The following is a 12,493-nucleotide window of genomic DNA, read 5'->3' on the forward strand; positions in this document are numbered from 1 at the left end:
CGTTAATTGTCGGTAAGTCGATATATTTCAATAATCGCTGATATAATTCGAGTTACGGTCGATATAATTGGAAAATCGCCGATATAATTCAAGTTATGGTCGATATAATTTCATTTACTAAGGCTACTCAAACGGGTAGCCTTTTTTGTATTGTACAAATTGGATAGACTAGTTTAAAATCGAGCGTATAAAGGGGGAGTAAGATGAAGCGCATTTCAATTTTGATAGCTGATGATGAGGCAGAAATTGCTGATTTAATTGAGATACATTTAGAAAAAGAAGGGTACCACGTTGTGAAAGCGGCTGATGGGGAAGAGGCAATTCATATTATTGAAACGCAGTCAATTGACTTAGTCGTTTTAGATATTATGATGCCGAAAATGGATGGGTATGAAGTGACGAGACAGATTCGCGCCAAATATCATATGCCGATTATTTTCTTAAGCGCGAAAACATCTGACTTCGATAAGGTGACAGGTCTTGTACTAGGTGCGGATGATTATATGACGAAGCCTTTCACACCAATAGAACTAGTTGCACGTGTAAATGCACAACTGCGTAGGTTTTTTACGTTAAATCAACCGAAAGTAGCGGAGAGTAAGTCTGCTTTAGAGATTGGCGGAGTCATTATTGATCCTGAGCGCCGAACGGTAAATGTATATGGAGAGCAAATTGAGTTAACACCGAAAGAATTTGACATTTTATATTTATTAGCGAGTCATCCGAAGAAAGTGTACAATGTGGAAAATATTTTTCAGCAAGTATGGGCAGATGATTATTATGAAGGTGGAAATACAGTTATGGTACATATTCGTACGTTACGGAAAAAGCTTGGGGAAGATAAAAGAAAGGATAAGTTAATAAAAACAGTGTGGGGGGTAGGTTATACTTTCAATGGCTAACATGATGAAAAGCTTTCGTTTTAAAATGATTGCCTTATTTGCATTAAGTATGGTGCTTGCAGCAACTGTAACTTATATAATTTATAAAGGATTGCAGCTGTATTATAAAAAGATGGTTCGCTACGAAGAGCCTTTAGCGCAATTTCGATCAATGGTAAGGGAATTTGGGGACATTAACTTCTTTTTAATTTTCTTTATTCCGTTATCTATTATCTTTTTCTTCTTTTTGACAAAACCGTATTTAAAATACTTTGATGAAATTTCTAAAGGGATTCATCATCTTGCGAACGGTAACTTTACAAATAAAGTTCAAGTTTCATCAAATGATGAGTTTGGAAATATCGCGCGCGAAATAAATGTTGCGAGTGAAAAGTTAAAAGAAGCTGTGGAAAGAGGCGACTTTGCTGAAAGTAGTAAAGATCAGCTCGTTGTGAATTTAGCTCATGATTTAAGAACGCCATTAACATCCGTGTTAGGATATTTAGATTTAATTCTTAAAGATGAGAATTTGACGAAGGAACAAATTAAACATTTTTCCACGATTGCATATACGAAATCACAAAGGCTGGAAAGTTTAATTGATGAGCTATTTGAAATTACACGTATGAATTATGGCATGCTAAAGCTGGATAAAAAGCCTATTGATATAAGTGAGTTGCTTATACAGTTAGAAGAGGAATTATATCCGTTATTAGAGAAACATCATTTAGAAGCTAGATTGCATGTTGATGCTCATTTACCGATGCACGGTGATGGAAAATTGTTAGCTAGAGTATTTGAAAACTTGTTAACAAATGCTGTTCGATACGGATATGATGGACAATTTATTGATATGAATGGGTATGTCGATAATGGAGAAGTTGTCGTGCAAGTTATGAATTACGGAGATAGCATTCCAGAAGAAGATTTACCGTATCTATTTGATATGTTTTATACAGGTGATAAAGCGAGAACCGAGAACCGTGGCGGGACAGGCCTTGGACTATTTATTGCAAAAAATATTGTCGAGCAGCATAACGGTACGATTTCTGCTGAAAGTAATGTAGTTAGAACGCTATTTGAAGTGAGATTGCCAAAAGACGAGAACGTAACAATTTAATAAAAATTTAAACTTTACCCCACTTTTTATTTTAATAGTTTTTTCTATTCTATACGTAAGTTACGTTAAGGAGGAACTAGAAATGAAAAAGTGGGTATTTATTTCTTTTTTTATAGCATGCACAGTATGTGTAGGCGTTTATATATCACCGTTATTTCAAAAGGAAATCGATGTTAAAATTGTCGGGAAAGATGAGCTAGTAAAGGCGGCAAACACCGAGAGGAAAGAGATTACGAAGGAACAAATTTATAAGGGTGATTTATTATTAGTTAATAGGGATTATCCAGTAAAAAAAGATAGTATTAGGTCTGATATTATAAATGTAAATCATAATAGTGAATTAGTGAGAGGCTATGTAATATTTGATAGAAATCTTCGTTTATCAAAGGATGTTGTGAAAAAGTTTTTGAACGTTGTCGATGCGGCTGGCAAAGAAAGTGTTAACCATTTTTTGATTAGTAGTGGTTATAGAGATTTCCAAGAGCAAAAACAGCTATATGAAAAAATGGGATCTGATTATGCACTTCCAGCAGGATACAGTGAACATAATTTAGGATTATCACTGGACATTGGGTCTACTCAAAAGAAAATGGAGAAAGCGCCTGAAGGAAAATGGATTGAAGAGAACGTATGGAAGCATGGCTTTGTATTACGTTATCCGAAAAATAAAAGTAACATTACTGGAATTCAATATGAGCCATGGCATATCCGTTATGTCGGCCTACCTCATAGCGCAATTATGCAAAAAAAGAATTTTACACTAGAGGAATATTTAGAGTTTTTAAAAGAGGAAAAAGAGGTTTCAACTGAAGTAGAAGGTAAGAAATATACTATTTCTTATTATAAAGTTTCTGAGAATACGAAAGTGAACGTTCCAGCAAACAAGCAGTATGAAATTTCCGGGAACAATATGGATGGGGTTATTGTGACGGTTCAGGAATAGAGAAAAAGGCTGTGCCATTTGGGACAGCCTTTTCTTATATAAGAAAGGAAGTGACGTTTTTTGTCGGTAAATCGATATTCTTTGTCGAATCGTTAATATATTATAAGTTATGATAGATATAATTGAAAAATCGTTGATATATTGTAAGTTATGATAGATATATTCAAAAAATCGTTGATATAATTTCCTATACTATTAGCATTTTGGAGGAGCATCTTTTTATTTACTTTTAAACATTATAACGTTATATTTACTTCTCCCTTTTTTTGTGCTACTCTAAATGTGTGAAAGAGATAAAGAAAAATGAAATTTTAATGTAAGCGTATTCTTATGGCTTCCTATAGAAAAGGGTGGAAATACAATGACAGAACGATTCGTACTACGTAATGTGAAACGTGTGAACGGGGAAGAGATTGACATTGTAATTGAAAATAATAAAATCGCACAGGTGACGAAAGCTGGTGCTGCTGAAGGTGGAAAGGTTCTTGATTACTCTGGTACTTACGTATCGAGTGGCTGGATTGATTTGCACGTTCATGCTTTTCCAGAGTTTGATCCGTATGGTGATGAGGTAGATGAAATTGGCGTTAAGCAAGGGGTAACGACAATTGTTGATGCGGGTAGTTGCGGTGCTGATCGCATTGCAGATTTAGTAAAAAGTAGAGAGCAGGCAAAGACAAATTTATTTGCCTTTTTAAATATTTCTCGCATCGGTTTGAAACGAATTGATGAATTATCCAATATGGAATGGATAGATAAAGAGAAAGCGATAGAAGCAGTAGAAAAGTATAAAGATGTAATAGTTGGGTTAAAGGCGAGAATGAGTAAAAGTGTCGTTTGTGATAGTGGAATTGAACCGCTTCATGTTGCCCGTTCTTTATCTCGTGAAACATCATTACCGATTATGGTACATATCGGTTCAGCGCCTCCTCGTATAGAGGAAGTTGTACCTCTTTTAGAAAAAGATGATGTGATTACACATTATTTAAACGGGAAAGAAAATAATTTATTTGATGAAGAAGGGAAACCGCTACCTGTGTTGTTAGATGCGGTGAATCGCGGCGTGCATTTAGATGTTGGTCACGGTAATGCTAGCTTTTCTTTTAAAGTAGCAGAAGCGGCGAAGCGTCACGATATTGCCTTTAATACAATTAGTACGGATATTTACCGGAAGAATCGTATATATGGTCCAGTGTATAGTATGGCTCACGTTCTTTCGAAATTCCTTTACTTAGGTTATCCGCTAGAAGAAGTGATTGATGCGGTTACGAAAAATGCGGCAGAGTGGCTTAAGAAACCAGAGCTTGGCCGTATTCAAGAAGGAGATATTGCAAACTTAACTTTATTTACGGTTAAAGATGAGAAGGTTACGTTAATTGATTCAGAAGGGGATCAGCGCATTGCTGAAAGAAGGATTGATACGAAAGGGGTTGTAATCAATGGGTCATTCATTGAATGCTAAGTACGGATTAAAAAGAGTAATTAATGCGAGCGGTAGAATGAGTATTTTAGGTGTATCCGCTCCGACAGATACAGTTATGGATGCAATGAAACATGGGGGACAAAATTATGTGGAAATTGCAGATTTAGTAGATAAAGCAGGAGACCATATTGCGAGAATTCTAGAGTCAGAGGCAGCAGTTGTTGTGAATTCAGCATCGAGCGGAATTGCGCTTTCTATCGCTGGTATCGTTACAGAAGGAAATCGCCGTAAAAGTGAAAGACTTCATCAAGAAGTAATCGCGAAAAACGAAGTGATTATGTTAAAGGGTCATAACGTTCAATACGGTGCCCCTGTTGAAACGATGATTTACTTAGGCGGCGGTAAACTTGTAGAAGTTGGCTATGCAAATGAAGGGAAAGCAGAGCATATTGAAGATGCGATTGGTGAAAATACAGCGGCGATTCTTTATGTGAAATCCCATCATGCAGTACAAAAAAATATGATTTCTGTTGAAGAAGCATGGGAAGTTGCGCAGCGAAATAACATCCCGCTTATCGTTGATGCGGCAGCTGAAGAAAACATTCAAAAATATGTGAAGTATTCAGACCTTGCCATTTATAGTGGTTCAAAGGCGATTGAAGGGCCTACTTCTGGTATTGTGGGCGGTAAAAGAAAGTATATTGAGTGGCTGAAAGTGCAATTACATTGCATCGGAAGAAGTATGAAGGTTGGGAAAGAAACAACATTTGGCTTACTTCAAGCGCTTGATGAGTACGGAGTAAAAGAAGATAAGAGCGAGCAAGAAAAAGAATTGTTACAAGTACTTATGCCGCTAAAAGAATTAAACGGCGTAAATGTAACGATCGTTCAAGATGAAGCCGGAAGAGCAATCTTTAGAGCTCGTATTCATATTAACGAGACACAATTAAATAAATCAGCAAAAGATGTTGTGACAGCATTACGCGAAGGGGAAATTGCCATTTATACACGTGATTACGGAGTAAGACAAGGATTCTTTGATATCGATCCACGTCCACTTCAAGGTGATGACATACATGTAATTGAAGAAAAAATGAGAGAAATTGTAGGGGGAAACTAAAATGACAAACATTCAAAAACGTTTTTATAAAGGCCGCGTAGCATTAAATGTATTGGCAAACAATATAGAAAATGCGAAAGATATTTTTGAAGCAGCAGAAGGTTATGTAGTAGTCGGTGTGCTATCAAAAGACTATCCGACTGTAGAAGAAGCAGTTACGGCGATGAAAGCATACGGAAAAGAAATTGAGGATGCTGTATCAATCGGACTAGGAGCAGGAGATAATCGCCAAGCGGCAGTTGTGGCTGAAATTGCGAAGCATTATCCTGGTAGCCATATTAACCAAGTGTTCCCTTCAGTTGGAGCGACACGTGCAAATCTTGGCGAAAAAGATAGCTGGATTAATAGTTTAGTATCGCCAACAGGAAAAGTAGGTTACGTAAACATTTCTACTGGCCCAATTAGTGCAGCTGGGGAAGAAAAAGCAATCGTTCCAATTAAAACAGCGATCGCACTTGTACGTGATATGGGCGGAAATTCATTGAAATACTTCCCAATGAAAGGTTTAGCTCATGAAGAAGAATATCGCGCAGTTGCGAAAGCTTGTGCGGAAGAAGGATTCGCATTAGAGCCAACAGGCGGAATTGATAAAGAGAACTTTGAAACAATTGTACGCATTGCGCTTGAAGCAAATGTAGAGCAAGTTATCCCGCACGTGTACTCTTCTATTATTGATAAAGAAACTAGTAATACGAAAACAGAAGATGTGCGTGAATTATTAGCAGTCGTGAAGAAGTTAGTTGATCAATATGCGTAAGAAAATTGCAGCATTCGGCGAAGTAATGATGCGCCTGCAAGTACCTGGATATGAATTATTGTCGCAAGCAAACACATTAAATTACTCATTTTCTGGTACAGGTGTGAATGTTGCAGCGGCGCTTTCTCATCTAGGGCATGAAGGACTTCTTATCTCAACTTTACCGGAAAATCCGGTTGGAGATGCGGCATTATCATACATTCAAAAGTTAGGTGTGCAAACCCCGCTTGTTTCAAGGGGCGGCAAATATGTCGGCATGTACTTTTTAGAAAATGGATTTGGTGCACGTGCAAGCCGCGTTACGTATTCGAATCGACTAGAAAGTAGCTTCAATACGGCGTCTGAAGAGATGTACCAATTTGAAGAAATTGCTAAGGAGATTGATATCGTTCATTTTTGCGGTATTACACTTGCGATGAATGATACGGTGCGCCATCATATGAAGTCTTTAGCGAGAGCAGTTAAAGAAAACGGAGGAACCGTCGTTTTTGATTGTAATTATCGTCCCTCACTTTGGGGAGAAGACGGATATGAACAGGCAAAACCGCATTATGAAGAAATGCTAGGACTTGCTAATATCGTTATGATGAATGAAAAAGATGCGATGTTCGTTCTTGGGATGAAAACAGAAGAGACGGAGCGTGAGGCGCAGCTGCTGGATCTCATTCCAAAGGTAGCTGAAACGTATCATATCGCTACAATCGCTGGTACTCATCGCTCTATTAACAGTGATAATACACATTCGCTTCGCGGGTTTATATGTAAAGATGGTTCGTTCACTTTTGCAAAAACACTTACGTTTTCTGTATATGATAGAATAGGTGCTGGAGATGCTTATACGAGCGGAATTATTCATGGCGAGATAAAAGAGTTTGCACCAGAGAAAGCTGTTTCATTTGCGTCAGCAGCTGGAATGCTAGCACATACAATCGTCGGTGATACGCCAATGTCATCAGAGAAAGATATACTTCGGGCGATGACGGCATCAGTAGGTGATGTAGAAAGGTAGTGGGTGTAACAGTGAACGTAACGAGGAAAAAAGGACCATTATATTTACAAATAAAAAATATTATTCGTGATCGAATATTGCATGGCGTATATGCGATTCATACGAATATTCCTTCAGAACCGCAATTAGAAGAAGAGTTCAAAGTTAGTAAGATTACAGTGCGTAATGCGATTAAAGAACTCGCTCAAGAAGGATATTTGGAAAAGAAGAGCGGCAAAGGAACGAAAGTGATTCGTAATACTTCTGCGACAAAACTGTCAAAGGGTAAGAAATTTACAGAAGTGTTAGTGGAAGAAGGATATAAAGTACAAAAGAAATTGCTAAAGGCAGAAGTCGTTCATAATGAAGAAGGAACAGTGCCATTTCGCTTATTCGGTAAAGAGAGTTTTCGTATTGAACGTTTATATACGTTAAATGATGCACCATATATTCATTATACGCACTATTTCTCAGCGAAAATGGCAAGTACAGACTTATCGGACTTTGATTTACAATCACTTTATGATTTAGTCGAAGACCGAGGTATACATTTAGAAAACTTCAGAGATGAATTCGCAGTTGGACTTGCGCCCAGTTTCGTTGCAGAATCGTTAGGTGAAAAAGAGGGGACAGCGTTATTAAAACGTATGCGCTATTCTTACGATGAAGTTGGCGAAGTAATTGAATATAGCGAAGGCTACTACAATACAGAAATGCAGCATTATGTAGTTAATTATGACGTATAAAAAAGAGGGGATTTTCCCTCTTTTTTTATAAAAGTAAGGGGAATGAGAGATGGATATATACTTATTAATCGTCACGTTACTTGCGATCGCAATTGTCATTTTAGGGGTATCATGGTGGAAATGGCATGCATTTATTAGTTTAACAGTTGCTAGTTTATTTTTAGCTATTATGTCTGGACTGAACTTAACGAAAATAGTGGCTGCCTATGAAACTGGTGTTGGTAGTGTACTAGGGCATTTAGTTGGCATTTTGGCACTTGGAACTATCTTAGGGAAAATGATGTCTGATTCAGGGGCAGGCATGCAAGTTGCAGATTTCTTTATTCGATTTTTCGGCGTAAAAAAATTACCTTGGGCAATGTTATTTGCAGGGTTTGTTATAGGGATTCCAGTCTTTTTTGAAGTGGGAATCGTCATTTTATTACCACTTGTTATTTCCATTCGAAAAACGGCGAAGCAAAATATATTGTTAATTGCGTTACCTGTTATTGCTGGATTATCAATTGTGCATGGGCTAGTGCCTCCGCATCCAGGTGCGATGACAGCGATAGGTATTTATAATGCGAACTTAGGAAAAGTGCTTTTATATTCATTAATTATCGCGTTACCAACAGCCATCATCGCAGGGCCGATATTTGCGAAGTGGGTACATAAGAGGGTTATACCTGAAAATGAACCGGAGCTTGTTCGAGTTACGACTGTATCAACCGATTTACCAAGTCGTAAAGTTTCGTTTTTTATTATTTTACTGCCAGTCGTGTTAATGATTTTATCAGTAGTTGCACCGTATATTTCTTTATCAATAAAAATAACTGAATTTTTAGTCTTTATAGGAAGTCCAGTAATCGCTTTACTTATTTCATGTTTTGCAGCATTTTATTTACTTGGCATCAAACAAGGAATTAATAAAAAGATGATAAAAAAATTAACAGATGAAAGTTTACTACCTGTAGGCTCAATTATTTTAATAATTGGTGCAGGTGGTGGGTTTAAACAAATATTAATTGAAAGTGGAGTTGGAACGGCGATTGCGCAAATGGCAGAACATATATCGTTATCACCAATCGTCTTAGCTTTCATGGTAGCTGGATTAATTCGAATAGCGACCGGATCAGCTACAGTAGCATTAACGACAGCAGCAGGAATTGTTTCACCAGTTATTCAGCACATGTCTGGTGTAAATTTAGAATTGCTCGTTATAGCAACCGGTGCAGGTTCACTAATGTTTTCTCACGTAAATGATGCAGGCTTCTGGCTTGTAAAAGAGTATTTAGGTTTGACGGTGAAGGAAACGTTTAAAACGTGGACGGTGCTGGAAACATTGTTATCATTTATTGCATTCGGTTTTGCCCTTGTGTTGAATATGTTTCTTTAAAAGATACCTGAATAGGTATCTTTTTTTGATGAAGTCCAATTGCCAAAACAAGCCCGTTTTTAAGTAAGCCAAGCTTCCTATTCGCCCTGAAAACATAATATAAATGGAATCCCCTCATTTAGAGCAAGGTGAACTTGTTATGAATGATACTAAAGGAGGAATAGAGTAATGAGCGAAAAGTGTGAACACAGACATGATGATTGTAACCGCAGACATGGGTGCGGCGGCGGTTTTGCGCTTCTAATCGTATTGTTTATTTTATTAATTATCATCGGTGCTAGCTGCTTCGGCGGAGGCGGCGGTTGTGGTTATGGTGGTTACGGCGGTTATGCAGGCGGCTATGGTGGATATTGCTGCTAATTAAAAACTATTGAAAATGGCCTTGTGCGTATTGCACAAGGCCATTTTATTCACGTTTTAATATGTTGTGATAATTTATTAATGTACAGAGAACGGATTAAGAAGAAGAAAATAATCTCGATAATCCCGAAAAAGGTGAGTACGATACATGTCTCTTTTAGTAATGAAAAAGAAAACATACTTTGTAAAAACTTAACCGCAAATAACGTGTGAACACCAGCAACGATGTAAGGAACGAAAAATAAAATTCCTAATTGAATTGTTGCAGAGCGAAACATTTCTGATTCAGTTAAGCCAAGCTTTGTAATCGTAATGTATTTTTGTTTTTCATTCGTTAAGTCGTTATACATACGGAAGTATAAAACACTAGCCGCACCGATAAAGAAAATAAAGCCGAGAAATGCCCAAATAAAGAACTGAGCAACCGCATTTCCTTTACTATGAACGAGTTCATCCGTAGCTGTATAAATATGAAATGGTTTAATGAAATCTTCTTCATCCTTATGTGCTTCATACAAGGTTTCTGCATCATGATCTAAGCTTTTTAATATATTTTTTGTTGGGACAATTGCGTTTTCCCAATTTTCCACGAAGTAGTTATAAACTGTAATTGTTTCAATATGCGGAATCATATTTTCAATTACTTCATCTTGCATCACAATTAAGTGAGGTAATGCAAAGGGAGGCTCAATTCCTCTATTAATAAAGCCTTTAATTTGAAATTCTTTTTTATTAGAGCCAAGTGTAATCGTGTCCTGCTTCGCAAATGGGTTAGACACGAGATTTAATAACGCTGGTGAATAGCGAGAAATATTATAAACTTGTGTAGAATCAAGAGTGATTTCTGGTCTGTTTAATTGCTTTGCTATTGCGTTATAATCACTCATTTTCATAATGGAAATTGATTCTTTTGAAGCTGTATCTTTTAAAACGGTAAACTTATATTTGTCATATTGAAAATTAGCATTTGTAAGTTCAGTTTCAATCGTAGTAATATGCTTTTGTTCAAATGCATTAACACCTTCTGATGTATAGGTGAATGGTATTGGATATCGTTCTAGTATGGATGCTTTCGTATGATTGTTTGCAGCAAATAACCCGATAATAATTGTAAATGCAAGTGCAGATAGCATAGAAACGATAAAGAGTACATTAATATTACTGCGGGTACGAGAAACTAAATCTGAAATCCATAACATATTTATTTGTTTCAAATAAAACTTTCTTCGTTTCTTTAAAATATAGATAAAGAGAAGAAATGTTTGTGAAAAAAACAAATACGTCCCAACTACTACGAGCGGTAAAATAGATAGCATAATTAAGAATACAGACCCATTTTGTGCATTTTTTTCCGTTATGTAGCCTTGCGGATAACCGGCAATATAATAGCATAGTCCTAAACAAGTTAAAGCAAATAGTGAAATGAGTATAGATGGTTTTTTTTCGCTCTTCTTTTTGTTAACTCCCTTAATAAGCTGCGTTGTTTTTCGAGTACGAATAAACATTGGTGTAAACGTAGAAACGATTAAAAATAAAATGATAAACGTTACGGTTGTAACGATAACCGCTTCTGTTGGCCAATATAAATAAAGACCTTTCGAACTTGTTAATTTCGAAGTGACTAATAAGAAAAAGTTAGAAAATACAAGACCACCCTGTATACCGATAAAGATAGATAATATCCCAATTATCATGTTTTCGGTAAATAACAATCTTTTTAATTGTCTCTGTGAGATACCAAGAATAGTGAGTATCCCGAATTGCTGCTTCCGAACATTTAAAAATGTTCCAATTGAATATAAGAGAAAGAAGAACGAGAACATAACGATCACAAGCTGTGCTGTACTAGCTAAGTTCATTAGAGGATCCCGATCTTGAAAGCCTTGTACACTTTGTAAGCGCGGATGATACGCATATACAGTAAATGAAAAGAAAACCATAATAGAAAAAGCACTACTTACAAAATAAGCGAAATATGCTTTAGAATTACGCGAGACATTTTTAAATGCAAACTGCCAAAATGTCATCCACGTCTTCCTCCTAATAATGCTAGGACATCTAATATTTCTTGATAAAACTTCTCACGATACAATCCACGATGCAGTTCATTGTAAAGCTCTCCATCTTTAATGAAAATAACACGGTTACAATAACTTGCTGCAAACGGATCATGCGTAACCATTAAAATCGTTGCATCTTCTTCTTTGTTTAATTTCGTAAATAACTCCATTACATCAATCGCTGCTTTTGAATCTAAGTTTCCTGTTGGTTCATCCGCAAGTAAAAGAGACGGATGATGAATGACAGCACGTGCTACCGCAGTACGCTGTGCTTGCCCTCCTGAAACTTCAAAAATACGTTTGTCCAAAATATGATCAATTCCAAGTTTCTTTGAGATGTTATCGAGCTTTTCGTCCATTTCTTTTAAAGGAACATTATCTAACGTTAAAGGTAATACGATATTTTCTCCAATCGTTAACGTATCTAATAGGTTAAAGTTTTGGAAAACAAATCCTAATTCTTGACGGCGGAAAATTGCTAATTTTTCTCTACGAAATGTATGAGGTTGTTTGCCGTTAATTACGACTTCTCCAGAAGTAGGAGAATCAATTGTAGAAATAACGTTTAAAAACGTAGATTTACCACTTCCAGAAGGCCCCATAATTGCGACGAATTCACCTTTATCCACGTGTAAATTTATATTTTTTAAAGCGGTATGAGGGACTTTCCCTTCATACACTTTTGAGACGTTTTTTATGTGTAATACTTCTTCCATAATA

Annotated in this window: 12 protein-coding genes; 10 read left to right on the top strand and 2 right to left on the bottom strand. The window is 36.6% G+C overall.

The features are described 5' to 3' along the window. The first annotated feature begins 203 nt into the window (after positions 1-203). The 10 genes from ACS2MN_RS26740 to ACS2MN_RS26785 all read left to right on the top strand — a co-directional run bounded on the left by ACS2MN_RS26740 (position 204) and on the right by ACS2MN_RS26785 (position 9,713). Entirely contained in the window at positions 204-902 is a 699-nt protein-coding gene (locus tag ACS2MN_RS26740) for a response regulator transcription factor (RefSeq protein WP_000822496.1), read from the top strand. After that, entirely contained in the window at positions 895-2,001 is a 1,107-nt protein-coding gene (locus ACS2MN_RS26745) for a sensor histidine kinase (RefSeq protein WP_346994445.1), read from the top strand. Before ACS2MN_RS26740 ends, ACS2MN_RS26745 begins: the two co-directional genes overlap by 8 nt. 82 nt (positions 2,002-2,083) lie before the next feature. After that, positions 2,084-2,944, top strand: coding sequence for a M15 family metallopeptidase (locus ACS2MN_RS26750; protein ID WP_087950942.1), 861 nt, complete (start codon positions 2,084-2,086; stop codon positions 2,942-2,944). Positions 2,945-3,305: 361 nt separating this feature from the next. Next, positions 3,306-4,406, top strand: coding sequence for an amidohydrolase/deacetylase family metallohydrolase (locus ACS2MN_RS26755; protein WP_000139928.1), 1,101 nt, complete (start codon positions 3,306-3,308; stop codon positions 4,404-4,406). Further along, positions 4,384-5,487 carry a DgaE family pyridoxal phosphate-dependent ammonia lyase gene (locus ACS2MN_RS26760; protein ID WP_098690583.1) on the top strand — a complete coding sequence of 368 codons (1,104 nt, stop codon included), beginning with the start codon at positions 4,384-4,386 and terminating at the stop codon, positions 5,485-5,487. Before ACS2MN_RS26755 ends, ACS2MN_RS26760 begins: the two co-directional genes overlap by 23 nt. Position 5,488: 1 nt before the next feature. Beyond that, positions 5,489-6,244, top strand: coding sequence for a 2-dehydro-3-deoxy-phosphogluconate aldolase (dagF, locus tag ACS2MN_RS26765; protein WP_000181924.1), 756 nt, complete (start codon positions 5,489-5,491; stop codon positions 6,242-6,244). Beyond that, positions 6,237-7,253 carry a sugar kinase gene (locus ACS2MN_RS26770; protein WP_098954547.1) on the top strand — a complete coding sequence of 339 codons (1,017 nt, stop codon included), beginning with the start codon at positions 6,237-6,239 and terminating at the stop codon, positions 7,251-7,253. Before dagF ends, ACS2MN_RS26770 begins: the two co-directional genes overlap by 8 nt. Next, positions 7,253-7,978 carry a GntR family transcriptional regulator gene (locus tag ACS2MN_RS26775; RefSeq protein ID WP_000539290.1) on the top strand — a complete coding sequence of 242 codons (726 nt, stop codon included), beginning with the start codon at positions 7,253-7,255 and terminating at the stop codon, positions 7,976-7,978. Before ACS2MN_RS26770 ends, ACS2MN_RS26775 begins: the two co-directional genes overlap by 1 nt. Before the next feature lie 49 nt (positions 7,979-8,027). Next, positions 8,028-9,353: a gluconate permease GntP gene (gene gntP / locus ACS2MN_RS26780; protein ID WP_346994444.1), complete on the top strand. Its 1,326-nt coding sequence runs from the start codon at positions 8,028-8,030 to the stop codon at positions 9,351-9,353. A gap of 168 nt (positions 9,354-9,521) precedes the next feature. Beyond that, positions 9,522-9,713 (top strand): YjcZ family sporulation protein, encoded by a 192-nt coding sequence (locus ACS2MN_RS26785; RefSeq protein WP_001290392.1) that lies wholly within the window; start codon positions 9,522-9,524, stop codon positions 9,711-9,713. A gap of 50 nt (positions 9,714-9,763) precedes the next feature. Here the strand turns inward: ACS2MN_RS26785 and ACS2MN_RS26790 are convergent, their stop codons facing one another. Together ACS2MN_RS26790 and ACS2MN_RS26795 are read right to left on the bottom strand one after the other, a co-directional pair. Continuing rightward, entirely contained in the window at positions 9,764-11,740 is a 1,977-nt protein-coding gene (locus ACS2MN_RS26790) for an FtsX-like permease family protein (RefSeq protein ID WP_000144930.1), read from the bottom strand. Continuing rightward, the gene (locus ACS2MN_RS26795) at positions 11,737-12,489 is read right to left on the bottom strand and encodes an ABC transporter ATP-binding protein (RefSeq protein ID WP_000393256.1); all 753 of its coding nucleotides are present in this window, start codon (positions 12,487-12,489) and stop codon (positions 11,737-11,739) included. The genes ACS2MN_RS26790 and ACS2MN_RS26795 overlap by 4 nt, the downstream gene beginning before the upstream one ends. Positions 12,490-12,493 lie beyond the last annotated feature (4 nt).

The organism is Bacillus cereus group sp. BceL062, assembly GCF_051780025.1.
In the GTDB taxonomy this organism is placed as follows: domain Bacteria; phylum Bacillota; class Bacilli; order Bacillales; family Bacillaceae_G; genus Bacillus_A; species Bacillus_A toyonensis.